At 71.3% G+C, this 25,042-nt stretch carries 21 protein-coding genes and 1 pseudogene; 15 read left to right on the plus strand and 7 right to left on the minus strand.

The window, feature by feature from the left end; translation table 11 throughout:
• Window positions 1-137: 137 nt before the first annotated feature.
• The 4 genes from ABTY15_RS34625 (at window position 138) to ABTY15_RS34640 (ending at window position 2,479) form a co-directional block, all read left to right on the plus strand.
• Complete coding sequence (locus tag ABTY15_RS34625) at window positions 138-380, plus strand: plasmid mobilization protein (protein WP_350604691.1); 243 nt, start codon at window positions 138-140, stop codon at window positions 378-380.
• The gene (locus ABTY15_RS34630; RefSeq protein ID WP_350604693.1) at window positions 377-748 is read left to right on the plus strand and encodes a fic family toxin-antitoxin system, toxin component; all 372 of its coding nucleotides are present in this window, start codon (window positions 377-379) and stop codon (window positions 746-748) included. The genes ABTY15_RS34625 and ABTY15_RS34630 overlap by 4 nt, the downstream gene beginning before the upstream one ends.
• 264 nt (window positions 749-1,012) lie before the next feature.
• On the plus strand, window positions 1,013-1,678 hold the full coding sequence (locus ABTY15_RS34635; RefSeq protein WP_350604695.1) for a hypothetical protein: 666 nt from the start codon (window positions 1,013-1,015) through the stop codon (window positions 1,676-1,678).
• Window positions 1,679-1,846: 168 nt separating this feature from the next.
• The gene (locus tag ABTY15_RS34640; protein ID WP_350604697.1) at window positions 1,847-2,479 is read left to right on the plus strand and encodes a hypothetical protein; all 633 of its coding nucleotides are present in this window, start codon (window positions 1,847-1,849) and stop codon (window positions 2,477-2,479) included.
• Between the two features lie 125 nt (window positions 2,480-2,604).
• Here ABTY15_RS34640 and ABTY15_RS34645 read toward each other — a convergent pair whose 3' ends face one another.
• Window positions 2,605-3,636 carry a medium chain dehydrogenase/reductase family protein gene (locus ABTY15_RS34645; protein ID WP_350604699.1) on the minus strand — a complete coding sequence of 344 codons (1,032 nt, stop codon included), beginning with the start codon at window positions 3,634-3,636 and terminating at the stop codon, window positions 2,605-2,607.
• Between the two features lie 131 nt (window positions 3,637-3,767).
• Here ABTY15_RS34645 and ABTY15_RS34650 point away from each other — a divergent pair, with 131 nt between their 5' ends.
• The 4 genes from ABTY15_RS34650 (at window position 3,768) to ABTY15_RS34665 (ending at window position 11,142) form a co-directional block, all read left to right on the plus strand.
• Window positions 3,768-4,445, plus strand: coding sequence for a TetR/AcrR family transcriptional regulator (locus ABTY15_RS34650; protein ID WP_350604701.1), 678 nt, complete (start codon window positions 3,768-3,770; stop codon window positions 4,443-4,445).
• A gap of 117 nt (window positions 4,446-4,562) precedes the next feature.
• Window positions 4,563-8,486: a wHTH domain-containing protein gene (locus ABTY15_RS34655; protein ID WP_350604704.1), complete on the plus strand. Its 3,924-nt coding sequence runs from the start codon at window positions 4,563-4,565 to the stop codon at window positions 8,484-8,486.
• Between the two features lie 100 nt (window positions 8,487-8,586).
• A complete protein-coding gene (locus ABTY15_RS34660) occupies window positions 8,587-9,159 on the plus strand; it encodes an SMI1/KNR4 family protein (RefSeq protein ID WP_350604706.1) in 573 nt (190 codons plus the stop codon).
• Between the two features lie 276 nt (window positions 9,160-9,435).
• Entirely contained in the window at window positions 9,436-11,142 is a 1,707-nt protein-coding gene (locus tag ABTY15_RS34665; RefSeq protein WP_350604709.1) for an RICIN domain-containing protein, read from the plus strand.
• Between the two features lie 147 nt (window positions 11,143-11,289).
• On the opposite strand, the gene ABTY15_RS34670 is transcribed toward ABTY15_RS34665, so the two are convergent.
• The gene (locus ABTY15_RS34670; protein ID WP_350604711.1) at window positions 11,290-11,685 is read right to left on the minus strand and encodes a cupin domain-containing protein; all 396 of its coding nucleotides are present in this window, start codon (window positions 11,683-11,685) and stop codon (window positions 11,290-11,292) included.
• A gap of 51 nt (window positions 11,686-11,736) precedes the next feature.
• Between ABTY15_RS34670 and ABTY15_RS34675 the strand changes: the two genes are divergently transcribed.
• Window positions 11,737-12,744 (plus strand): GlxA family transcriptional regulator, encoded by a 1,008-nt coding sequence (locus tag ABTY15_RS34675; RefSeq protein WP_350604713.1) that lies wholly within the window; start codon window positions 11,737-11,739, stop codon window positions 12,742-12,744.
• Between the two features lie 105 nt (window positions 12,745-12,849).
• On the opposite strand, the gene ABTY15_RS34680 is transcribed toward ABTY15_RS34675, so the two are convergent.
• Window positions 12,850-13,497: a TetR/AcrR family transcriptional regulator gene (locus tag ABTY15_RS34680; RefSeq protein WP_350604715.1), complete on the minus strand. Its 648-nt coding sequence runs from the start codon at window positions 13,495-13,497 to the stop codon at window positions 12,850-12,852.
• A 151-nt stretch (window positions 13,498-13,648) separates the two neighbouring features.
• Here ABTY15_RS34680 and ABTY15_RS34685 point away from each other — a divergent pair, with 151 nt between their 5' ends.
• Window positions 13,649-16,009: an MMPL family transporter gene (locus ABTY15_RS34685; protein ID WP_350604717.1), complete on the plus strand. Its 2,361-nt coding sequence runs from the start codon at window positions 13,649-13,651 to the stop codon at window positions 16,007-16,009.
• Window positions 16,010-16,166: 157 nt separating this feature from the next.
• Here ABTY15_RS34685 and ABTY15_RS34690 read toward each other — a convergent pair whose 3' ends face one another.
• From ABTY15_RS34690 to ABTY15_RS34700, 3 genes are all read right to left on the minus strand, one after another.
• Entirely contained in the window at window positions 16,167-17,465 is a 1,299-nt protein-coding gene (locus ABTY15_RS34690) for an MFS transporter (protein ID WP_350604718.1), read from the minus strand.
• An 11-nt stretch (window positions 17,466-17,476) separates the two neighbouring features.
• On the minus strand, window positions 17,477-18,241 hold the full coding sequence (locus ABTY15_RS34695) for a GntR family transcriptional regulator (RefSeq protein ID WP_350604719.1): 765 nt from the start codon (window positions 18,239-18,241) through the stop codon (window positions 17,477-17,479).
• Between the two features lie 145 nt (window positions 18,242-18,386).
• Window positions 18,387-18,662: a DUF6191 domain-containing protein gene (locus ABTY15_RS34700; RefSeq protein WP_350604721.1), complete on the minus strand. Its 276-nt coding sequence runs from the start codon at window positions 18,660-18,662 to the stop codon at window positions 18,387-18,389.
• A 172-nt stretch (window positions 18,663-18,834) separates the two neighbouring features.
• On the opposite strand from ABTY15_RS34700, the pseudogene ABTY15_RS34705 reads away from it, so the two are divergent.
• The 4 genes and pseudogenes from ABTY15_RS34705 to ABTY15_RS34720 all read left to right on the plus strand — a co-directional run.
• A pseudogene (locus ABTY15_RS34705) lies at window positions 18,835-19,244 on the plus strand (hypothetical protein); the annotation flags it as partial.
• 179 nt (window positions 19,245-19,423) lie between these two features.
• A complete protein-coding gene (locus ABTY15_RS34710) occupies window positions 19,424-19,936 on the plus strand; it encodes a SigE family RNA polymerase sigma factor (RefSeq protein WP_350604724.1) in 513 nt (170 codons plus the stop codon).
• Window positions 19,937-19,991: 55 nt separating this feature from the next.
• Window positions 19,992-21,215: an LCP family protein gene (locus ABTY15_RS34715; RefSeq protein WP_350604726.1), complete on the plus strand. Its 1,224-nt coding sequence runs from the start codon at window positions 19,992-19,994 to the stop codon at window positions 21,213-21,215.
• A 442-nt stretch (window positions 21,216-21,657) separates the two neighbouring features.
• Window positions 21,658-22,854, plus strand: a complete 1,197-nt coding sequence (locus ABTY15_RS34720) for a HEAT repeat domain-containing protein (RefSeq protein ID WP_350604727.1) — start codon at window positions 21,658-21,660, stop codon at window positions 22,852-22,854.
• 177 nt (window positions 22,855-23,031) lie between these two features.
• Here ABTY15_RS34720 and ABTY15_RS34725 read toward each other — a convergent pair whose 3' ends face one another.
• On the minus strand, window positions 23,032-23,760 hold the full coding sequence (locus ABTY15_RS34725; RefSeq protein WP_350604730.1) for a DUF4232 domain-containing protein: 729 nt from the start codon (window positions 23,758-23,760) through the stop codon (window positions 23,032-23,034).
• Between the two features lie 328 nt (window positions 23,761-24,088).
• On the opposite strand from ABTY15_RS34725, the gene ABTY15_RS34730 reads away from it, so the two are divergent.
• Window positions 24,089-25,042, plus strand: a 954-nt coding sequence (locus ABTY15_RS34730; RefSeq protein ID WP_350604731.1) for a transglycosylase family protein, incomplete at its 3' end; no start/stop codon positions are given.

Below are 25,042 nucleotides of genomic sequence, written 5' to 3' on the forward strand. Positions count from 1 at the left end.
GAATCACAACTCGCGAGCGGCGGGACTTCTTTTGCACGAGAGACCGCCGCGCGCGCTCCTACGAATCCAGGAGTATCGCATGCCAAGTCTTTCAGCCAGCCCTTGTAGCGCCTGCTACCGATCGCTACGCTCGCGGCATGAAGCAGTTGAACGTGCGACTGGACGACGCCGTGCACGAGGCCCTTGAGCAGCGTGCGGAAGCTGCGGGGATGAGCTTGCCCGACTACGCGCGCAAGGTGCTGGCCGAGGAGGCGGACGAGCAGCGCGAGCGGTTCCTCACCGCAGCGGCCCACTTCTCCCAGGCGTGGGCGCCGGCGTTCGAGGCCGAGTTCGGTCCCTACCCGCAGACCACCCGCGGCGCCACGGCGGACGCGGCGTGATCCTGCGGATCGACCGGACCTGGCTGCTCGACATCGCCCACCAGTTCCTGCCAGCCGACCCGGACGTCACCGACTACGGCACCCTCGCGGCCGCAGTCGCTCGCCACCTCGACGAGGTCCTGGACGTTCCGGTGTACGCGGGTGCGCACCAGCGCGCCGCCGCCCTCATGCACCAGCTGATCCGCGTCCCGGCCCTGGAATTCGCCAACGAGCACTTCGCCGCCGTCGTCGCAGCCTCCTACCTCAGCGCCTCCGGCGTCATCGTCACCGCCGAGCCCAAGCAGGCCGTCGACCTCGCCACCCGCATCCGCGACGGCCACACCGACGTCCGCGAAGCGGCCACCGCCATCCGCACCTGGTACCGCTGACAGCGGCGGACTGTTTCTCAGCGACACGACCACCCGGAAGGTCAAGAAACAGCAAAGGTCGTACTCCGCCGCAGGTCAGAAAGCCTCCTCCCCGCACCCGCGGGGGTCAGCCTCTGTATCTGCACGAGGGACACGAAATGACGAACTCCTCCCCGCACCCGCGGGGGTCAGCCACCGACTTCGGCCGGGTGATCCGGGACGTGCTCCTCCTTCCCGCGCCCGCAGGCAGGTCGGATGTCAGCGGCGTGCTGTTGAGTGTGCGCCATGACCGTTCACGAACTCGTCGCCGCCCTGCCTGCACCGCACGAGCTGCGCGCCCGCTGCCGGGCGATAGCGCTGCTGGAGTCGATCGTCTCCGGCCGGTACGCCCCGAGCCATAGCTTCGTGACCGACTGGCGTCCGGGTGTCGATCTTGCCCTCATGGAGAGTGGATCGGGGGACCAGTACGCGGTTGTCTTCGACCCGGCCGGGGTGTTCCTCTACGGGTTCGACCACGAGAGCGACGCGACTCCGTGGCGGGAGGACGAGCGTGCGCACTGGCCGGGCCTGCTCGACGGTCTGCCCGCCTCACTCGCCCAGTACGCGCAGGCGCCGGAGTTCCAGCTGGACGGCTTCTTCGACGCGACCGTGTGCGCCTGGCGCGAGACGGGCGCGGCGGCGTGGCAGTGCGGACCGGTCGAGTTCGCCGAGGACGAGAGGGACGGGGCCGACTGGCTCTTCGATCTCCTCACCGACGCCGACGGCGTGCAGGCGTTCGTGAGCTTCACCGAGGACTCCTACGAGCGGTCCGTCGACCGGGAGGCGGTGGCGTCCGTGCTGAAGGGTGCCCCGCTCGACCGCCGGACGGTTTCCGCGCTCTCGTCCACCGAGAACTTCGAGACCGTCGCCGAGCAGGCCCGCGCACTGGGATACACCGTGCAGGACGACTGACGACGGTGCTCACATGCGGCGATGCCCGAGATCAGCCGCAGACTCCTGACCGTTCGTGCCCAGATGCCATGGGGGAGGCCGGTACTCGTTTGAGTACGGGTACTCAGGTGTCGGTCCGGGCCGCGCGCCTACGGTGGCGGGACGGAGTGGGACGGAGAAGGGGTAGGCGTGTCCGGCAAGGGGTGGGCCAAGGGCTGCTTGGGGGTTGTGGTGGGTCTCGCCGTCCTGCCCCTGGTGCTGTTGGTGTTCAACATGGGCGTGTGGTGGTACATCAGCCTCGACGACTCGTCCTCGTCCAAGCGCGGGCCCGAGCACATCAGCCTTACCGCTACCGAGTTCCGGGAACGCGGCGAGCAGGCTCTCCACGACACGCTCTACGGTCTGAGTCCGGGCCTGGAGCTGGGCGAAACCGGCTACACCGTCGAGCAGCACGAGCGGCGTGCGGACGGCGAGCCGAGCAAGCTGTCCTTCGTCGACCGCCGGCTCACTGCCCGCACCCGGATCAGCGCCGCCCACCGCTGGGAACTGAAGAACGGCATCGAGACCAACTGGCGCCTGCTCGGCTACAAGCAGAACGGGTCGATCTGGACTCCCCGCGAGCCGGAGAAGGGCCCGGACTACAACTTCAGCGCCGACGGCCCCCGGGGAATCAGCGTCTACGTCACCCTCGTACCGGGACCCGACCAGACCCTCACCCTCACCATGTCGATCCGGGCCGACGACGTCGAGTACGTCCCGAACTCCGCCCGGCCCACCTCAACCCTCCAGCCCGACCTCGAAGACGCCCACTGGTCACACTGAGCCTGAGCTTGAGCTTGAGCCTTCGTCCGCGTCCAGCCCGGCCCGGCCCAGCCGGCGGATTTTCCGCGGAAAATTCTGGGCGCTGGGCTGCGGGCTGACGGGAGGTGGGACCGGGGCGTCACCGGTCACGGAGTCAGGACGATCTTGCCCGTGACGGTGCCCGACTCCGCGAGGCGCAGGGCTTCGGCGGCCTGGGTGAGGGGGAGGCGGGCGGCGATGGGGGCGGAGATGTCGCCGTGGCCGAGGGCGGAGAACACCTGGGTGAGGTCGGCGCGCAGGCGGGCGCGGAAACGGTCCTTGTTGAGGGCGCGGCCGGCCCAGATGTTGTAGAAGTGGGCGCGGCGACCGTTGGGCAGGGTGTTCCAGAGCCAGGTGCGGGCGAGGATCTTCAGCACCGGCCACTGCTTGGAGCCGGTGTCGTCGCGGGTGGAGGCGCTGCCGTAGGCGATGAGCGTGCCGCCGGGGGCGAGCAGGTGCCAGGAGTCGATGACGCTGCGGCCGCCGACGTGGTCGAAGACGGCGTCCACCCCGCCGGGTGCCAGCTGCCGGACCCGGGCCGCGACGTTCCCGGCGCGGTAGTCGACCGGGGTCACCCCGCGTTCGCGCAGTGCGTCGTGGTGCCGGGCGGACGCGGTGCCGATGACCTTCGCGCCGGCCGCCTGGGCGAGCTGGACCAGGACGGAGCCGACCCCGCCGCTGGCGCCGTGCACCAGGACGGTCTGCCCGGCCCGTACCCGCGCCTGCCGGTGCAGCATCTGCCAGGCGGTGATGCCGTTGACCACGACGGTCTCCGCCTCGGCCGCGCCGAGCCCGTCCGGGACCTCGACCGCGTCCGCCGCGTCCAGCACCACGTGGCTGGACCAGCCGCCGACCTTCACCAGGGCGGCCACCCGTCGCCCGGTCAGGGCCGGGTCGACGCCCGGTCCGGTGGTCAGCACCCGGCCGACCAGGTCGTAGCCGGGGACGAACGGGAACGGCGGCTGGTCGTAGTACCGGCCCCGGCGCATCTGCTGCTCGGCGAACGAGACGCCGCTCGCCTCCATCGCGATCACGATCTGCCCATCGCCGGCCTGCGGTACGCGTCCGTGGCGGATCTCCAGGCCCTCTGGCTCGACAACGCCGGGCAGAACGACCTGGACCATGCGGTCGGTCTCCATGACCGCCCCTTTCGTAGAGGTTGTTGTTTTCGTTAGAAGTTATAACGCTCGGCTTCAGTGAGAGTCAAGAAGGAGAGTGATAGCCTCTAACTGAAAGGTGGACGGAGCCGTCGAGAGGGCCGGAGGCAGACGTGGCCGAGACGAACGCGGAGAACACGGGGAACGCGACAACTCCCCGGGAGCGCTACCGCGCCCAGGTGCGGGAGGAGATCAAGAAGCACGCGTGGGAGCAGATCGCCACCGCCGGCGCCTCCGCCCTCTCTCTCAACGCCATCGCCAAGCAGATGGGCCTGAGCGGTCCCGCGCTCTACCGCTACTTCGCCAACCGCGACCAGCTGATCACCGAGCTCGTCCGGGACGCCTACCGCAGCCTCGCCGACGCCTTCCTCGCCTCCGCCCGGGCCGACGGCGACCTCGCCGACCTGGCCCACGCCCTGCGCCGATGGGCCCTCGACGACCCCCAGCGCTACCTGCTCGTCTACGGCACGCCCGTACCCGGCTACCAGGCCCCGGAGGACACCACCGGGATCGCCGGCGAGATCATGGCCGTCCTCCTCGACGCCTGCACTGCCGCCGGCGCGACAACTGACGACGAACGCCTCGACGAACGCCTCGACGCACACCTCGCCGAGCACAGCGCCTGGGCCGGCGACCACCCCGCCCCACCCTCGGCGCTGCGCCACGCCCTGACCGTCTGGACCCGCCTGCACGGCGTCCTGTCCCTCGAACTCGCCGGCCACTTCACCGGCATGGGATTCGACCCGGCCCTGCTCTACGCCGCCGAGACGGCCACCCTCACCGGCCGCTGACCGCGACCACCGCAGCCACCCTCCCCACCGGCACCCGCTTGTACGACAACCGGGCGGCGCCCGCCCCCTACACTTTGCGCACGCAGTGACTGGGGAGGGCAGCGGGTGGATCGGCACGTGTTCACGAACGCCATCAACGGGGGGACGTACGAGGCGACGGTGATCCAGGCCGGTTCCGTCACGGTGCAGGCGCCCGCCGAGCCCGCCCCGCCGAGTGAGCCGTGGGCCAGGGCCGTGCTGGAGTCGGGCGTGTGGGCGCACGCGGCCCCGCGCGACGCCGAGCCCCACCGCCGGCACGCGGTACGGCTGGCGCAGCGGCTGGCCGATCTCCGGGACACCGCCGAGCAGCGGATCGCCGAGCAGCGGATTGGAGAGCAGCGGGGCGGCGGCGATCCGTGGGCCGACCCCGGGTTCGCGGCGCGGTTCGCGGACCGGGTGGAGTGGCTGCTCGGGGAGCCCGACGGCGCCCTCGACCTCTACCCGGCCGAGGCCGGGCTGCTCGTGCTGCTGCCCTACCTCTACCAGACCCACCAACTCCTGCTGGCGGCCTCCCGGCTGGAGGCCGACCCGGGCGACCTGCGCCTGCGGCCCGGTGCGACCGGTCGGCGCGCCGGGTACCAGTCGTTCCTGGCCGGTCACGACCTGCTGCTGAACCGGGCCGAACTGCGGCCGGAGGCCGCGCCGGTGATCGGCTGGTGGCTGTACCACCGCTGGCTCGCCGAGGAGGAGAAGGGCGCGGACGTCCTCGCCGACCTCGCGACCGAGCTCGCCGCGGCGAGCGGCCCGCTGACCGAGGCCCTGAGCCTGCGGCGGCTCGCCAGGCTCCTGGCCGGTCTGCGGATCGGCGCGGACATCTGCCACCCCGAACACCTCGGCCAGCTCGAAGCCGACGAACTCCTGCCCGGCCCCGGACGGCAGCGGATCCGGGAGCGGCGGGCGAGCCTGCTGCTGGCCGTCGCGTACGGCGCCGCGATCGAACCGGCCGTCCTCCCCGAGACGGTGGTCGAGCACACCGGTGTCCCGAACGCCGTCGACCTGGCCGGGGTCCGGCGGACCCTGGCGGGGATGGCCTGGGGCGGGTCACCCGAACTGCCCGTCCTCAAGGCGGTCTGCGAGCACGAGGCCGTCGTGGAGGCCCTGCGTGAGCACACCGAACGGCTGGACGGTCTGCTCCTCGCGGTCGGGCGCGTCGTCCCCGACCGGATCACCCAGCCGATGCCGCCGCTGCCCGCGCGGATCTCCGCCGACGGCGTGGTCCCGGCGCCGGGGACCTTCACCAGCGGTGCGCGGTTCCGGCTCGACGACCGCCGGGTGCGCGGCCTGCTGACCGGCACCCAGCTCTACAAGGACCGCGACCTCGCCGTGCGCGAGCTCTACCAGAACGCCCTCGACGCGTGCCGCTACCGGCGGGCCAGGACCGAGTACCTGGAGCGCTCCGGCCGCCCCTTCCACCCGTACCAGGGCCGGATCGACATCGTCCAGGGGGTGGACGAGGACGGCCGCGAGTACCTGGAGTGCGCGGACGACGGGATCGGCATGGGCGAGGCGGAGCTGCGCGGCGTGTTCTCCCACGCCGGCCACCGGTTCGCCGAACAGCCCGACTTCCTGCTGGAACGGGCGGAGTGGGCGCGGGTGGAACCCCCGGTGCGGCTGCACCCCAACAGCCGGTTCGGGATCGGGGTGCTGTCCTACTTCATGCTCGCCGACGAGATCCGGGTCACCTCCCGCCGGATGGGCCTGGACGGCGTGCCCGGCCCGCTGGTCGAGGCCCACATCCTCGGGCCGAACCACCTGTTCCGGATCGTCGAGCAGGAGGAACGGGGGAGCGGGCCCGGCACCCGCGTGCGGCTCTACCTGCGGGAGCGGCGCCGCACCTGGTCGGGCCTGGACGCGCTGGACGGGGTGCTGCGCATCGCCGAGTTCGTCACGACGGCGGAGCACGGCGGGCGGCGGAAGGCGTGGGAGCCCGGCGTCTACGAGCCCTCGGGTACGGGCCGGCCCACCGGCCGGCCCACCGACCGGCCCACCGACCGGGACGACGACCGGGACGACGACTGGGACGACGACCTGGTCGAATGGCCGGACAGCCCGCCGGGCGTGCAGGTCATCTGGTGCAAGGACGGCGGCCAGCTGCTGGTCGACGGCCTCCGGACCGAACCCGGACGCAAGGTCGGGGTGCTGTCGGGGCTCCGGGGCGTCGTGGTGAACCTGAGCGGGGACCACGCCCCGCGCCACCTCAGCACCGACCGCCTCACCGTCCTGGACGACGTGTCCGCCCAGGTCGAGAAGCTGCTGGCGGCAGCGGCGCCGAGCCTGGTGACGAGCGGGGCGCAGTTCGTCACCCTGGGGTGGATGAGGGACGTCGCCAAGAGCAGCCCGCGAACGGCGGACCTGGTGGCGGAGGCGGCCTTCGCGGCGGGGCGCGGGTTCGGTGAGCGCGGCCGTCCGCCGCTTCCCGCGACGGCCGGCTGTTTCCTGCTGGACCAGGACATCCTCGACGGCCTGCTGGCGTCCAACCGCCGCATGCCACGATCGACGGACGGGCCGCTCCTCTCGCTCCCGGACCACCTGCTGCTGTGGCGGATGCTCGCGCACGAGGGCACCGATCTGTCGCGTGAACTCGCCGAACTCGTCCCGGAACTGACCGAGCCGCGCCAGGTCGTCAGGGCCCGGCCGTCCGATCTGGAAGTGCTCACCGGGAACCGCGGCGGGTTCGGGCACACCAGGCGGTCGGACGTGTTCGGTGTCGCGCGCCGGCTCGGCTGCGGTCCGGCCGGCCCGGCGCGACGGCGACTGCTGTTCGGAGCCGACGACCTCACCATTCGCGCCGACTCCCCGTTCCCGGACGAGTCGGACGGCTCGGACATGACCTGGCTCGACCAGCGCTACGGTCACCGCCGCTCGTTCGCGACGGTCGGCGACCTCCTGGAGATCGCCGAGGCGCTCGGGGTGAGCGCGGTGCAGGCGGCGGCGCGCCTGCGGTCCTACGGCCTGCCCGTCGTGCCGGACGAGCTGCCGGAGGGGATGCCGGACGAGGCCGACCTCCAACTGCTGCACCGCGACGGCGAGATCGGCGAGTACAGCGACATCTGGGCCAAGGGGCCGGTGCCTCCCGGCCACGTCGCCCAGGCCGCCCTGCGGACGGGACTGAGCCCGGCGGAGGTGCGGCGGCGGCTCGAACACTACGGCCTGGTCGTGGAGCCGTTCGACTTCCCGGAGCAGGTCGACCAGACGTACGTCACCTGGCTGAGCCGGGACCACGACGGCAAGTGGCCCTGGGCGAGCGCCGTCGGGCCGCTTCCGCCCTGGCAACTGGTGGCCGCCCAGGGATGGCAGGGCCTGTCCGCCGACGAGGTGCGGGACGAGTACGAGTGGCTCGGCTTCACCCTGCCGCCGCCGGCGGCCTGCCCGGAGTCGCCCGACGACTTCGAGCTGCTCGCCGGTCGCTGGGACGTCGACTGGTCGCCCTTCCGCACGGACCGTGCGCCGAGCTTCCACCAGCTCATGGAGGTGGCCGAGCGCCTGGGACTGAGCCTGCGGACGCTGACCAACCGGCTGGCCGCCTACGGGATCAGGACGGGCATGGTCCTGCCGGCACGCCCGACCGAGCTCGATCGCGAGCTGTTCCGCTACGACGACCTGATCGACAGCACCATGGAGAACCTGGACGACGTCTGGTGGTTCCCGCTCAGCCCGGACGACGAGATCCCGTTCTTCGTCCTGGTCACCGCCGCCCGCGACCTGGGCCGACGCCCCCGGGAACTGGCGGCCCGGCTGCGCTCCTACGGTCTGCGGGTGTCCCACGACGACCTCCCTGCGGACCTCACCCAGCGCGAGGCCCTGCGCCTGCTCACCGCCGACGACGGGGCGCTGCCGCACCCCACGGACCCGCCGATGCCGCTCGCCCAACTCGTCCGCATCGCCCGCCGCGTCGACCTCCCGGTGACGCAGACCGCCCGCCACCTCCGCAACCTCGGCGTCCACGTCCCCGACCTCGCCACCACCGTCCGAGCCGCCCTGGCCCGGGTGCCACTGGCCTGACCGACCGCCCGGCGCGGCCCCGCCGAGGAGACGGCCGACCGGGCAATCGTCAGTGGCCGGTGTTAGGTTCCGGTCCTCGTGACGACGGAGGGGATCCCCGATGCAGGAGCTGTGGGCGCGGATCGAGACCGTGCTCGGGCGGATCGTCCCGGGGGTGCTGGCCGCGATGCCGCCCGGTGCCACCGAGGAGGAGATCGCGGCAGTGGAGGCCGTGATGGGGGTGGAGCTTCCGCAGGACGTCAGGGACTCCTACCGCTGCCACGACGGTCTGCCGGGCGTCCTGATCGGTCAGCACGCCGCGCTCTACTCGCTCGGCGAGATGGCGGACGACTGGCGTGAGCGGGCCGTTGACGCCGGGGACCCGCCTTGGGACGAGCGGGCGGAGGACGGCGTGATCCGCCGGGACATCTCCTGGTCCGCCGGGTGGATCCCCTTCATCGGGATCGGCAACGGTGACGTGATCTGCATCGATCTGGATCCGCCGACTCCCGAGCGTCGCGGTCAGGTCATCGACTGGTCGCACGAGGGCTGGCGGGCCCGGTACGAGACCGCCGGCCTGCGGGAGTTCCTGGAGGGCTTCGCCGCGGACCTGGAGGCCGACCGCTACCAGGTCGACGAGACGGGCGGCGCGTGGAGCGACAGCGGCCTGCCGTTGGTGATGCTGAAGGACTGAGCGGGCGGTGGGTGACGTGGCGTCCGTTTCGCCCCGGCCGGCGCGCGGTGCCCGAAAAATCTTCGCGGCGCGGGGCAACCTTTCCGGCGGCGGCGACAACTGGGTGGTGTCCGGACAGGAGGTCTGGTCAAGAGGCAACGAGTGAAAGAGAGCACCGACATGTTCGCTCGCCCATCCACGTCGCCGGAGGCGTCGCCCGGCGGCCGCGTCCGCCGGGGTCTCGCGTCGCTCCGCTCGGCCGATCCGGGGCGGCGGCAGACGCATCGTCGCCGTCGGGTGTACCAGCGTCGGAGTTTCTGGGCGGCCGTCGGCCTGGCGGTCGTGGGCGGCTCCGTGGTCGTGGTCAACACGGCCTCCGCGGGAACCGTGGACACGAACGCCTGGTACGTGCTGGTCAACCGCAGCACCGGCGAGGCGCTGGACGACTTCGGCTACGCCACCAACGACGGTGCTCCGCTGGCGCAGTGGAGCCGCACCGGCGCGGCCAACCAGCAGTGGAAGTTCCTCGACTCGGGCGACGGGAACTACCGGCTGCAGAACCGGAATTCCGGCAAGGTGCTGGACGACTACAACTGGTCGAAGACCGAAGGCTCCGAGCTGGTGCAGTGGCGCGACCTGAACGGCACCAACCAGCAGTTCCACCTGGAGAAGTCCTCGGACGGCTACGTCCGTCTGATCAACCGCTTCAGCGGCAAGGCCGTCGAAGTCCCGCTCAACGCCAAGGCCGACGGGGGCCGCATCGCCCAGTACCACGACTGGAACGGCGCCAACCAGCAGTGGCAGCTCGTCCCGGCGGGTGGCTCCGGTGGCACCGGCGGCACCGGGAACGCAGGGAACTCCGGCGGCAGCACCACGCCCACCACGCCCGGCACGCCCGGCACGCCCGGCACGTCGGGCGGCAGCTCGGCGAAGCGCTTCATGGGCAGCAGCACGGTGCTCGTCGGCGGCTCGATGGACGACACCTCGGCGAACGCCGCGCCGTTCGACGTGCGGTACGCCTACGTGCACAGCCAGCCCGCACCCTCCTCGGACTACTACACGGCCTCGCGCTGCAAGGCCTCGTGGTCGGGCTGGTGGGGCTGCTGGACCGGTGACACCACCGCGCCCGGCTTCTACGTGACCTGGGGCGACGAGCACCAGGCCAAGGCCACCTACCAGGGCAAGCCGCGCCCGCAGAAGAACTTCTGGACCTGGTACTCGCTGCGCGACCTCGGAGACGCGGCGGGCGAGGGCGACGGCCCGGGCGAGGTCAAGGCCATCAACAGGGCGGACCTGCTCACCCGCTACCTGAACGACTACCGCTTCTTCCTCCAGAAGATCGGCAACTCGCAGGACATGATCGACATCGAGCCCGACTTCTGGGGCTACGTCCGGTCGCTCGGCAACCCGCACCAGGTCGCCGCGCAGGTCAAGGCCGCGAACCCGACCGACTGCGGGTCGCAGGAGAACAGCGCCGCCGGTCTGGCCCAGTGCCTGATCTCGATGGCGCACAAGTACGCGCCGAACACCGGCGCGGGAATGCACCTGTCCTGCTTCGACTGGCAGCAGAACACGCTGCAGTGCGTCAAGGACTACGCAGACCTCGGGGCGAAGAACGCCGACTTCCTGGTCACCGACGTGACGGACCGCGACGCGGGCTGGTACGCGCTGCCCGCCCACGGCGGCCGTGACACCTTCTGGAACGACCAGAAGGCCTTTGCCGCGCTCGGGTTCTACAAGACGATGGCCGAGTCGGTGGGCAAGCCGGTGGTCCTGTGGCAGATCCCCCTGGGCAACAGCGCGCAGAACAACACCTACGGCCACTACAAGGACGACAAGGTCGACTGGTTCTTCTCGCACCTGGACCAGGTGGCGAACTCGCACGTCGCCGCCCTCCTGTTCGGCGCGGGGCAGCAGGAACAGACCACGGTCGAGTCCGACGGCGGAAACCTGATCAACAAGACGATCGCGTACCACAACTCGGGCGGCACCCCGCTCAAGTAACCACCCGCAGCCGGTCGGCCCACCCTGCGACGGGGGTGTGTTCATCCCCCGTCGCCCCGCCGAGCACGTCTCGGCCGGTGCCGACCGGCTGCCGCCGGCCGGGGCGCCGGCAATCCAGCAGGTCGGGCCGGGCCGGGCCGCAGGGTTTCAGGTGCTGAGTGGCTGCCCCGTTGTCGCGTCGATGTGGTCGGGGATCCGTTCGTGGCGGTCGCCGACGGTCGGGGTGCCGGTGGGCTCGAACATGAGGATGGCGGCGCCGGTCGGGGCGGAGGGCTTGTGCTCGGTGCCCCGCGGGACGGTGAAGACCGCTCCCTGAGGGAGCCGGACCGTGCGCTCTCCGGTCGGCTCGCGCAGGGAGATGTGCAACTCCCCGTCGAGGACGAGGAAGAACTCGTCGGTGTCGTCGTGGGCGTGCCAGAGGTGTTCGCCCTCGACCTTGGCGATGCGGACGTCGTAGTCGTTGACGCGGGTGACGATGCGGGGGCTCCACAGTGCGTCGAAGGAGGCCAGGGCCGCGCTGAGGGAGACGGGTTCGTTGCTCATGGACGGATCCTCGCCTGTCGGGCACGGCCCCGCGACTGCTAGGAATCGCATATGCCGCAAGATTCCTCGCACGCTGCCTCCGGTTCTACGGCCGTCCCTCACCGGGTCGTCGTGATCGTGGACCAGAACTCGAACCCCTTCGAACTCGGCTGCGCGACCGAGGTCTTCGGCCTGCGCAGACCCGAGATCGGCCGCGATCTGTACGACTTCCGGCTCTGCTCGCCGGAGCCGAGCACGCCGATGCGGGACGGCTTCTTCACGCTCACGGGAGTCCTCGGACTGGAGGCGGCCGACTCGGCGGACACCTTGATCGTCCCCAACCGGCCCGACGTCCACGTGCCCCGCCGCCGGGCGGTGCTGGACGCGATCCGGCGGGCGCACGCCCGTGGTGCCAGGCTGGTCGGGTTCTGCAGCGGCGCCTTCACCCTCGCCGAGGCCGGGGTGCTCGACGGGCGGCGGGCCACCGCGCACTGGCAGTGGGCCGCGTCGTTCCGGGAGCGGTTTCCGTTGGTGCGCCTCGAGGAGGACGTGCTGTTCGTCGACGACGGGGACATCCTCACCGCCGCGGGCAGTGCGGCCGCGCTCGACCTCGGGCTGTACATCGTCCGCCGGGACCACGGTGCGGAGGTCGCCAACGCAGTCAGCCGCCGACTGGTCTTCGCGGCGAACCGGGACGGCGGGCAACGGCAGTTCATCGAGCGTCCCGTGCCCGACATCCCGGACGACTCCCTCGCGCCCGTCCTGGTCTGGGCACAGGAGCGGCTGGACACGCCGCTGACGGTCGCCGAGCTGGCGGCGCGCGCATCGGTCAGCCAGGCGACGCTGCACCGCCGCTTCCGCGCGCAGCTGGGTACGACGCCGCTGGCATGGCTGACCCGGGAACGCCTCGCGCTGGCCTGTCGGCTGATCGAGCGGGGCGAGTACCACTTCGAGACGGTCGCCCGGCGGAGCGGGCTCGGCACCGCCGCCAATCTGCGCGCCCTGATGCGCCGCGAGACCGGGCTCGCCCCGTCCGCGTACCGGCGCCGCTTCGGCCGTGCCACCGGAACCGCCGGCTGATCAGGCGGCGAGCTGCCTGCTCTGGGCGGCGGTGATCTCCCGGATCACCAGAATGAGCACGGTCCCGGAAGCGGTGCTGAGCGATGATCTTGCCCGCCCGGGGCCTCAACCGTGCTGTTCGGCCGTCCTTCCGATGCCCGCTGCGCCGGCGAGGAGCGTGTGCACCGTGGCGGCCATGGTGTGGCGGGCCTGGTCGGGGCTCAGGCCGGTGCTGCGCCAGTGGTGCCAGGCGCTCCAGGTGGTCACCGCGTCCAGGCCGTTGAGGAGGTCGGTGCGGGTGGGCTCGGGGAGGGGGTCGAGTTCGAGGGCGAAGATCTGGGCGAGGCGTTGGCGGGCGAAGTCCAGCATCTGCTGGACGGCCTCCTGGACCCGGGCGGACGGGTTCTCCAGCCGCATGATGGCGAGCCGGGCCGGGGTGAGGCCCTCCAGGATGCGGGCGCGCTGCTCGGCGACGGCCGCCACCCGCAGCTCCCGCGGCCCGTCGGTGGGGACCGGCCTGATCTGGGCGGCGAGCTGGGCGAGGCGTCGGTCGACGGCGACCTCGGCCAGTTGCGTCATGTCCGCGAAGTGGTGGAACACCAGTCGGCGGGAGACGCCGGCGCGTTCGGCGACCTTGTCGGCGGGGAAGTGCGCCTGGCCCTCGTCGAGCAGCGACAGCATCGCGTCGGCGATCTTCTCGCGGGTCTGCCGTCCGCGTTCCGTGCGCCCGTCGGTGGTGGGGGTGGGGGGCTGGGCGTCTCCGGTCCGTTTCACGTGGGCTCCCTTCGCCCGCTCGCCTCTCGTTGACATTTTTGCACTGCGAGTGCAAGTGTACGCGTTGCACTGCCAGTGCAACTAGTTTGGCGGGGGCGCGAGGCGTCACGCAGACGTCACCCGCCGCGTACGAAAGGGCCGTTCGCCGCAGATGTTCACCACGGTGGGGCGCTGGTGCGCCCGTAGACCCAAGCGCGTCGTCGCGGCCTGGCTGCTGTTGCTGGCAGCCGTGCTTACCGCCGTCGGGGTGTTCGGGCGCGTCACCAGCGAGGCCGTCTCGATCCCCGGCAGCGACAGCCAGGCCGCGCGGGACATCGGCGACCGCGCCTTCCCCGGCTCGGCCTCCGGCAAGCAGCCGGTCCTGCTGCACACCCCGGCCGACGCCGCCGCGCTCACCGCCCCCGACGCGGTCGCGGCGGTCCGGGCGGCGGCGAAGGCGGTGGCCGCGGTGCCGCACGTGGTCGCCGTCACCACGCCCTACGACCCGGCCGGCGGGGCAGCCGGAGCCGGAGCCGGTGCAGCAGCCGGAGCCGGCGCCGCAGCAGGGGCGATGAGCGCCGACGGCCACACCGCCTACCTCTCGGTCGAACTCGACGTCACCGGACGGGAGGTGACGCCCGGGATCACCTCCGCCGTCCTGGCCGCGGCGGCGCCGGCCACCGCCGCCGGCATCGAGGTCACCCCGGGCGGATTCCTCGCCGCGGCGGTCGACAAGGGCAGCACCGGCCACAGCGAGGCCATCGGCCTCGGAACCGCCCTGCTGATCCTCACCCTCACCCTCGGCAGCCTGGTGGCCGCCGGACTCCCGCTGCTCGCCGGGATCATCGGCCTCGGCATCGCCCTGCCCGTCCTCGGCCTGGTCGGACACCTGATGGACGTCCCCCAGGCCGGCGAGACCATCGCCGCCATGATCGGCCTGGGCGTCGGCATCGACTACACGCTCTTCGGGCTCACCCGCTTCCGCGACCTGCGTGCCGCCGGGATCGGGATCGAGGACGCGGCCGTACGCACCACCGCCGGCTCCGGCAAGTCCGTCGCCTTCGCGGGCAGCGCCGTCGTCGCGGCGCTCGCCGGTCTCGCCCTGGGCGGGCTCCCGCTGCTCTACGCCCTGGCCCTCGCCCCTGCGATCGCGGTGGTGACGGCGCTGGGCGTGAACCTCACCCTGCTGCCCGCCGTCCTCGTCCTGCTGGGCAAGCGGCTGACGCCCAAGCCCGCCGCCGCTGCCCCGGCCGGGCGCCCGCGCGGCTGGGGGCGGATCGCCGCCCTCGTCGCGGCCAGGCCGTGGCCCCTGCTGCTGGCCGGCCTCGCCCTGCTCGGCACCCTGGCCGCCCCCGCGGCCGGCCTCCACCTCGGCCAGCTCGACGCCGGCAGCAAGGCCGGCGGCACCATGAGCCGCACCGCCTACGACCGGATGGCCGCGGCCTTCGGGCCGGGCGCCAACGGGGTGCTCCAGGTCGTCGACGTCCTGCCGACCCCGGCACAGGGCACCCCGGCACAGGGCACCTCGGCACAGGGCACCTCGGCGCAAGGCACGGCCGGGAGCGCCGACCCGCGCCTGGCGGCCGTGACCACCGCCCTGCGCGGCGCCGAGGGCGTTGCTACCGTCAGCCCGCCCGTGGTGGCTGCCGACGGCCGTACCGTCCGCTGGCAGGTCACCCCGACCACCGCCCCGTCCGACCCCGCCACCTCGGCGCTCGTCCGGCGACTGCGTTCCGACGTCCTGCCCGCCGCGGTCGCTGCCGCAGGCGCGGCCGGTAGCGGGCAGGTACTGCACGTCGGCGGCACCCCGGCGGCCCAGGCCGACCTCAACGCCCGGATCGCGCAGCGGATGCCGCTCGTCGTCGGCTTCGTCCTGACCGTCGCGGGCCTGCTCCTGCTGCTGGCCTTCCGCTCGCCGATCGTGGCGCTGAAGGCGGCCGTGATGAACCTGGTGTCGGTCGCCGCCGCGTACGGCGTGCTCACCGCCGTCTTCCAGCACGGCTGGGGCGCCCGGCTGATCGGCCTGGAGGGCGCCGTGCCGATCCCCGGCTACGTGCCCCTGCTGATGTTCGCGGTGCTCTTCGGCCTCTCGATGGACTACGAGGTGTTCCTGCTGAGCGCCGTGCGCGAGAACTACCTGCGCGAGCGCGACAACCGTCGCGCGGTGGTCGCCGGCCTCGCCGGCACCGGACGGATCATCAGCTCGGCGGCCCTCATCATGGTCGCGGTCTTCCTGAGCTACCTGCTGTCCGACGACCCGATCGTCAAGATGTTCGGCATCGGCCTGGCGACCGCCGTGGCCCTCGACGCGACCATCGTCCGCGGCCTGCTGGTGCCCTCCACCATGGTCCTGCTCGGCGACGGCAACTGGTGGCTGCCCGGCTGGCTCGACCGCCTGCTGCCACACCTCGACATCGAGGGCGACGACCACTCCGAGGGCGACGACCGTACGACAGCGCACCCCGCTGCTATCCCCACAGCCGCCGAAGCCGGGGCCGAAGCCGAAGCCGGGGCCGAAGCCGGGGCCCGATAGGCCCCCGTGGGCCTGCGCCCGCCGGCGGCCTGCTGCGGACCCGTCCGCAGCAGGCCGAGCCGGTTCACCCCGTTCAGCTCAAGAGCGACAGCAACCGAGTGAAGACCCCTTGGCCCCACAGGTCGTACGCGCTTGTCTGTCAGCCATCGGCGACACCTCAACGCGCGAACTCGGGGGCCTTCTCCGTGGGCAACGTGCGCATTGTCCGAAGCGGCGACAGGAAGTTGGGCAGGACACTCAGCGTCATACCCGCTGCACCGATCCACAAAGTGCCTGCCGCTCCGAACACAGAGCCCGAGGCTCCACCCAGAAGCCCACCGAGAGGAATGCCACCCCAGGAAACAAACCGAGCTGTTGCGCTCATCCGACCCAGAAGCCGATCCGGCGTCAGGGCCTGCTGGAAGCTTGACTGAGCCACCACCCGGACGACTCCACCCAGTGACAGAGCCGCGAGTCCGATCGCAGCCACGTACACGCTCCAACCCGCTCGCGCCAACGGCATGAGCGCGGTCAACGGACAGGTGACCAGCGACGCCAGCCAGATGACCGGACCTTGCCCGACCCGCTCGGAGACCCTGGTGGCCAACAGCGCGCCCAGCAAGGCGCCACAACCCATCCCCGAGAAAATGAGGCCGATACCGAAGGACTGGAGACCGATCTCCCGCTCCAGAAAAACCAGCAACATGGTCTGATACATGACCAGGAAGAGGTTGAATACCGCGTCCGCCAGCATGATCGAACGGAGGGTGGGGTACGTGGCGACGAACTTCAGCCCCTCCTTGATCTCGCGAGACAATTGAGGATTCTCACTCGGTTCAGGCTTCTCTTCGCGTTTCCGGATGGTCATCGCGAGCAGCCCCGACATGGCCATCCCGGCCGAACTCGCCAAAAGCGTTGCAGGAGCTCCGACCAGGCCGACCAGTGGCCCCGCCACCGTCGGCCCGCTGATACCGGTCACCGAGCGTATGGCCGACAGTTTTGAGTTTCCTTCCACGAGATTGCCGCGTCCCACCAGGTGCGGGAGATAGCTGACGTACGCGACATCGAAGAAAACGGTCAAGACTCCGTGGACCAACGCGACTGCATAGAGCCACCAGATGGTGAGAAGGCCCGCCCACCATGCCACCGGAACCGTCAAGAGGAACAGCGCGCGAGCAAGATCAGTGCTGATCATCACCGATCGCTTCCGCATGCGGTCCACCCACGCGCCTGCCGGCAACCCGACCAGGAGCGATCCTGCCGAAGTCATCGCGGTCAGTAAGCCCACCTGGAACTCGTCGACATGCAATGCCGCAATGGCAGCCAGAGGCAAGGCCAGAAAGATGATGCGGTCGCCCAACTGGCCGAGCGCAGTGGCGGCAGACAATCGCCCGAAGTCTCGATTGCGTAAGAGGCCGAGCCGGGAGGATTTCGCCATGGAATACCCCGCTGTCGAATTTTCGATGTCTCTACTCATGGCTGCAACGACTACGGACGATCGACTCCGAACTCGTAGACCACTTCCCGGCGCATGTCCGGAATGACCATGTCGGCCGTTTCCACCGGACGTCCGTCCGTGTCGAAGATGGTCCGCTCGATCTGTAGCACGAGGTCTCCCGCGCTGATCCCCAGGAGGTTCGCCTGCACCGGGGTGGCACGGGCCGGGCGCGGCACCTCGACCACAGTCGAGACGACCACGCCGATGGAACGCATGCGCTCGACCACCCCCTTACCCGCCAGGGGCCCCGTCTCGGGCAGCACGATCGGCGTTCCGTCCGTGATCGCCATCGGCTCCCAGGATTCGGAAAGCTGGACAGGTTGCCCGTCGGCGAGGAACTCGTACTGTGTACAGACGCAGAGGGCCCCGGGGCTGATGGCGAGCCGCTCGGCGATTGGCCCGGGGGCGGGGACGCGGACCTGGCTGTGCGAATCCCAGGCGTCGGCCCTGCCCCGCTCCCGCCTGTCCTGCCGGGGGAGAGATCCCTCCCGGCTGGTCCGTTCGCGGTGCCGCGAGCGGACCAGCCGGAGGCGCTCTCTCGGTGTGCGGACGTACGTGCCCGAGCCGGCGCGGCCTTCCAGGAGACCCTCGATGATCAAGCGGTCCATGGCCCGCTGTATGACGTTGCGTCCGACCCCGTACTCCACGGCAAGCCGTGCCCGGGACGGCAGGCGCTCGCCGATCCTCCACTCCCCGGCGAGAATCCGCAGGCGCAGCACGTCGGCTACTGCGAGGTACGGCGCCTCTCGGGGCATGGATGGTCCTCCGGTTGTCCTGCTCTGCGGCAGCTGGTCATTTCCAGGGGGCGTTGGCACGTTACTGCACCAGGAAAAAGCTGCTGGAGTAGAAACCGAGAACGCCTGGCAGCCGTGCACGGGCAGATGGCGACGTAACGAACCGTTACGTCGCGTCGTACCTGCTCGTGGCCTTCTGCGTGGGGCGGATAACCGCCTTGCCGGAGTCGAGGTCAACCGAACTGGGGGGTGCACCGGATTCGGCGTCGTCCCGGAGGACAAGTTTGCGTTCCCGCTCCTGTTGCACGTGCTGCTGTGACGGATGGAAGAGCTCGCCCCATACCTCAGCAGTGGATGCTCCGCCGCCGCCATACCTGCGCCGCCGCCAGCCGACCCAGGCAAAGAGGATCAGCCATAAGCAGATGACGACACTGCCAGTCATAAGGAGCAAGGGTTCTCACCTTCCGGGCACCGCTGGTTCGTGCTGACAGCCTGCTGACAGCGGTGCACAACTGCCAGTGGTGCACAACTGCCAGTGCAAGCCCAGCCAATGACTTGGCGGTAAGTGGCTGTTGTCTTTCCGGGCGTGAGGTCTGCGTTTCCGCTGTTCAGGCATGGGGTTGCTGGAAGAGCGTGAGCTGAGTGCTCGCCGTCGTGTGGACGACCTTCGGGAGGAAGCGGACCGTATCCAGGCCGAGCTGGTCGTGGCCGAGTGGGAGTGGAACGAGTGGGTCATTGCCCGTTCGCGTGTCGACGAGGTGCTGTCCCCGGGCGGAGGCGACGGTGCCGGCCCGGATGCCGCCGAGGAGCCGTCGGATCGCGGTGAACCGCCGGCTCTGCCTGCATCTTCGGGGGCGGCGAAGCCGAAGTCGGTGGTGTCGATGTGGCGTGCGGGGCTGGCCTGGACCCGGTGCCCGCGGAGGTGGAGGCCCTGCGGTCGAAGTCGAAGCGGCTGACAGCGCGGGGGTGGCTGGCCGAGCCGGCACCGGGCCGGTTCACGCTCGCGAAGGCCATGGCCGGGCCCGCACACAGCGGCTCCCCCGGACGGCCCGGCTCCTCCGCCGTACGACCGCCCCACCGGAGAGGCCTGATCCGGCCCGTCGAATATTTCTTTGAAACATCCTGCTGCCCTCACGACGTCATAGGGCGGATATCGCGAGGGGACAGGAGAGGACAGTGGGCAAAGCTCGACGGCGGGCGGCCATGGAGGAGGAGTTCGTCGCGTTCGCGACGGCCCGATCCGGGCCGCTCTACCGGTCGGCGTACTTCCTGACCGGAGGCGACGCGCACTTGGCCGAGGACCTGGTGCAGGAGACCCTGGGCCAGATGTACGCGCAGTGGCACCGGCTCTACCGGCCGAGTTGGGCCGGGCGGATCGACAACGCGGCGGGGTACGCGCAGACGGTGCTGGTCCGGGCGTTCCTGACGCACCAGCGCAGGCGCAGCAGTGGCGAGCGGCCCAGCCAGGTGCTACCGGAGGTGTCGGCGCACGAGCGGGACGCGGCGCTGCGGATGGCTCTGGTCGGCGCACTGGCCCAGCTGCCGCCGCGGGACAGGGCTGTGGTGGTGCTCCGGTACTGGGAGGACCGCAGCGTGGAGGAGACCGCGGCGATCCTCAAGGACAGTTCGTCGGCGGTTCGGACCAGGTGCACCCGGGCGCTGGCCCGGCTGCGGTCCCTGCTGGGGGCGGACCTGGCGGAGTTGGTGGCACCGTGAGCGAGCGAGACGAGTCGGATGTCATGGACGGATCTTCGGTGAGTGGAGTGGTGAAGTGACCGGCGGGGACGAGGAGTTCGAGATGCGGTTGAGCGCGGTGTTCGGACAGGCCGGCGCCGACCTCGGAGCGGACGGGGCTGCCCGGCTGGTGGACGGTGGACTTGAGGCCGGACGGCGGCGCAGGCGGGGACGGCGGCGCACGGTGCTGCTGGCCGGCGGGCTGACGCTGGCCGTCGCGGCGGGGGTGAGCGCGCTGCCCGTCCCGTCCGCAGTGCCGGGGCGGACCTCGGGGGCGCTGGCCGCCGCCTCCTCGGCGGGCGCGCCGGCGCCGCTCGACCACGGGGTGACCATTCTCCTGATCGGGCTGCGGTCGACGACCGACGCCCAGGGGCGGCCGGCGCCCGCCGAGCTGCGCCGCGGGGAACTCCACGCCGGGGCCGACGACGTGGACGTCGCGGACACCGTGGTTCTGGTGCACATCCCGGCCGGTGGGGGGGCGGTGCGTCAGCTGTCGATTCCCCGGGACGTGCTGGTCGACGCGGGCGGCGGCAAGCAAATGAGCATCAACCAGGTCTACTCGCAGGCCGAGACTGCGGAGCTGACTCGGCTGCCGGGCCAGGGGGTCTCCGGAGCCGAACTGCGCTGGCGGGGACGGGAGGCCGGGCGGGCCGCACTGATCCGGTCAGTACAGGAGCTGACGGGGGTGCCGGTGGACCACTTCGCGGAGGTTTCGATGACCGGGTTCTACCGGGTCGCACAGGCGGTCGGCGGGGTGCCGGTCTGCCTGAACCACGCGGTGGACGACTCGTGGAGCGGAGCCAAGCTGCCCGCCGGGCGCTCGGAGCTCGGGCCCGCGCAGGCACTGGCCTTCGTCCGGCAACGGCACGGGGTCGGCGACGGCTCGGACCTGGGACGGACCCGGCGAGCGCAGGCCTTCCTCGCGGGGGTTCTGCAGAAGCTGCGCGACGGCGGTGTGGTGGAGGACGCCGGAAAGCTGGGGGCGCTGTACGACGCGTTGAAGGACGACCTGGTGGTCGACAAGGGGTGGAGCCCGGTGGACTTCGTCCGCCAGGTGCCCGCGCTCGCCCACGGGCAGGCGGCGGCCTCGACGCTACCCGTAAAGCCGAAGGAGAACACGCTGGTAGCCGAACCAGGCAAGGCCAAGGAGATCCTCACCAGCGAGGGCACGAGCAACAACGGCCCGGGCGACGAGGGCCCGAGCGCAGCCCCGACCGGGAACTCGGGGAAGTCCGGTAACGGAGTGCCCTGCGTCGACTGAGAGAGGGGAACACCACGGGCTGGGCCGCGCACCGCGGCCCAGCCCGCTTCACGTACCACGAGCTGCGACAGCGTCGCCTCGGCGCGTCCGGCCGGGACCTCTCCTCCGGTGGAGGCCCTGCGGTCGAAGTCGAAGCGGCTGACAGCGGGGGTGGCCGGCCGAGCCGGCACCGGGCCGGTTCACGCTCGCGAAGGCCGTGGCCGGGCAGGGCGCCGGGTCATGAGGAGCGTCATCGACCAGTAGACCATCGCCTCCACGCTGGTGGTGGAGCGTTCGAAGTCCCGCACGAGGCGACGGCTTCGCATCAGGTGGGCGAAGGGCCGCTCCACGGTCCACCGCTTGGGCAGTATGAGACACCTCGCAGTCTGGGCGGTCGCATGACCATCGTCTGATCGGACGTCGCATCGCAGGGCGTACTCCTGGTGTGTCAGGATCTGCTGCTGTGACTCGCGACCCACTTGCCGGCCTGGATGATGTGCCCTGGGCCCAACTGCGGCACTCCTACGGCATGGCCGACGATGTCCCCGGACATCTCCGGGCCATGCAGGCGGGGGACCGGGAGGGCCCGTACCCGCCGAGCGCGCTGCTCGCGAACAAGATCGTGCACCAGGGCACGCGATCGCAGGCTGCGGTGCACACCGTTCCGTTTCTCGTGCGGATGGCGCTCGACCCCAGATTGGTCAACAGACATCGGTTCGTCCGCCTGCTGGTTGCCATCGCGATCGGGCTGGACAACAACTACCTGCCGAACGGCTACGACCCTCGGGAAGACCGCGACTACCTGGCAAGGATGCGAGGTGAAGCCGACAACTGGGCTCGGTGGATCGCCGAAGCCGCGGACGACGAGCAACGCAAGCAGCGCGAGGAGAGCTGCGAGCAGGTGCTCATCGACGCCGAAGCGGTTGTGTTCTCCTACGAAGCCGTTCGGGAGGCTCTTCCCGCACTTGCCGTGCTGCTGAGCTCGAACAGCCCTGAACTGCGCGCCGAGACGGCGAACCTGTTCGCGTGGTTCCCCGAGTCCGCGTCGACGTCAATTCCGCTGTTGAAGGCGTTCGTCGCCGAGGAATCCTCGCCCGGCGCCGCGGCGACGGGCGTGGTCGCCCTCGGGCTGCTCGGCGATCCGGCGGCCGTCCCCTTCATCGACAGCCATCTGGACAGCCCTGTTGTCGAGCTGCGCTGGGCCTCCGCCTTCGCGCTGACCCGGTTCGGCATCGCCGACCCGGCCGTCGTCGACGTGCTGAACGAGGTCGTCGCCCGCGCGCCGGAGAAGACCGAGACCATGTCGTTCCTGAGCGGCTCCTACCACGGGCTCGCAGTGATGGCCCTGGCCGAGACGTCCGAGGCCACCACGCTCCGAGCGGTCGATGCCATGCTCGTCGGCCTGGCCGACCGCACGGGCGTCGAAGGGTTCTACGACAGGTACTACGCAGCACAAAAGCTGTTCACGTTGGTCTTCCCGGGCGAACCCGCCGAACCGCCGCGGTCCTTCGGAGACCTGAGTGACGTGCAGCAACGTGTCGTGCGCTTCGTCGCCGACCAGGACGACGCCGGCTGGCCGTACGGCGTCATGGACGCTCTGAGTCGGTGGAAGGTGCCGACCGGGCACTCCGACCTGCGCGCCTACGTCGGGAGTGTCTAGCTCGGGCGTGTCCAGGTCGGCCGACGGGTCGACATCCGACGCCGGGTGCCGGTGGGGCCGAATCGGCTGACGGCCCGCAGGGGCCACGGCAGAGTGGTCGCCGGACGCGCGCCGCGGGCGGGGCCGGACCCGGGCGGTGGCGGTAACCGTGAGAACGATCAGTCCCGCGAGGCTTCGTCAGGACGGGCTGGTGGCCAGCAGCGCGGTGGTGGTCACCTTGTTGTCGCACTCGGCGAAGAGGCCCTCGTCCAGGCCCACCTGGTGTGCTCCCGCTCCGCCCGGCAGGCCCACCACGAGGGTGGGGTAGGCGACCGGGGTGGCGCCGGAGACGCAGTAGCCGTCGGCCTCGCCCTGGACCTGGACGAAGGTGAGCTTCACCCAGGCCTTTCCGCCCGGGGCCAGCCGCACCGGGGCGGCGGAGCCGGTGTGGGTGACGGTGAGTGGGGCGTTGTGCTCCGGGGAGCCGTTGGCCGCCCCGGCCACCGTCGGGAAGCCCTCCAGCGTGCACGGGTGTCCGGAGGTGTTGGTGAACGCGATGATCGCCGCTCCGATCCCGGTGCCGTTGGGGCGCTGCTTCGCCTGGTGGGCGTCGACGTTCAGCTCGGCAGGCGCGCAGGTCGGGGCTGCCGCGGTCGCCGACGCGGCGCCCGTGGCCGGCGCCGCGGACGGCGTGGTGCCGCTCTTGGTGGGGGCCGCGGACGTGGCGGCGCTCGGCGCGGTCGAGGCGGTTGCCGCCGTCGACGGGGCCTTGGTCGCGGCGGTCGCGGCCGGCGCGGCGGTCGTTCCGGCGGCCGCGGGCTCGTCGTTGCCCGGCCCGCACGCCGTGGCGAGCAGGGCGACCGTGGCGGCCGAGACCACGGCAACCGCGGCTCTGCGGGTCTTCGTTCCGTACTTCGTGTGCTGCATGACGCCCCCTGACGGCTGGAGTGGTGCCGGCCCAGCGCAGGCACCTGCCCGGTACACACCGCTGCTCCGCCGCCGGTTCCCCGGGCGGCCAGGTGTGACACGACGGTGACGAGATCGGGAAGCCCCCGTCCCACTCGGGGAGCCTCCGTCCCACGGTGAACGGAACCGGCCAGGGCCACTTCCGTCCAGCCGACGGGTATTCCGGGCGGGCCGCGGAGCGACGAAGCTTGTACTCGTCAGCCGGTGAGGGAAACCCCAACACGGCGACACACCAAGGGTTTTGACCACCCGACTCCATCTTCCACCGCCCTGCAAAGGATGCTTCGCCATGCCGCCGTCCGGTCGCCGCACCAGGTTCACCGCCGCTCGTACCGCACTCGCCATCGGCGTGGCGGTGGGCTCGCTCGCGCTCGGCGCGGTGGGGCCGGCCCAGGCCGCCTCGGTGGCGACCTGGGAGAAGGTCGCGGCGTGCGAGAGCGGCAACAACTGGAGCATCAACACCCACAACACCTACTACGGCGGCCTGCAGATATCGCTCTACAACTGGCGCTACTACGGCGGCGTCGCCTACGCGGCGCGGCCCGACCTGGCGACCGAGCGGCAGCAGATCCTGATCGCCGAGAAGATCCTCGCCGACCAGGGCGCCCGCGCCTGGACCTGCTCGCCCGGCACCGGCCTGGCCACGGACCACAGCAACCCCTACCCGGACCCCGCTCCGACCCCGGCGCCGCCGGCGAAGAACAACCGGGTGATCGAGGCGGTCGAGGGCGGCGCGCTGCACGAGGTTTACACCGACTCCGCCGGGAGCTGGCACGACAGTGCCGTCCCGGGTGTGCCGGGCGGGATCGGCGCCGTGGCGTTCGCCTACAACGCCGCCGGCCAGCGGGTGATCGAGGCGGTGGAGAACGGTGCCCTGCACGAGATCTACTCCGACACGGCCGGGAACTGGTACGACAATGCGGTTCCCGGGGTCGGCGGCGGTATCAGCGCGCTCGGGTTCGCGTACAACGCGTCCGGGCAGCGGGTGATCGAGGCGGTCGAGGGCGGCGTGCTGCACGAGATCTACGTCGACGGGACGGGCACCTGGCACGACAACGCGGTTCCCGGCGTCGGAGGCGGCATCAGTTCCGTCGCGGTCCACGTCAAGCCCGACAACACCCGCGTGATCGAGGCCGTCGAGGACGGCGCCCTGCACGAGATCTACTCCGACACGGCCGGGAACTGGTACGACAATGCGGTTCCCGGGGTCGGCGGCGGTATCAGCGCGCTCGGGTTCGCGTAC

The organism is Kitasatospora sp. NPDC097643 (genome assembly GCF_040302625.1).
Classification (GTDB): domain Bacteria; phylum Actinomycetota; class Actinomycetes; order Streptomycetales; family Streptomycetaceae; genus Kitasatospora.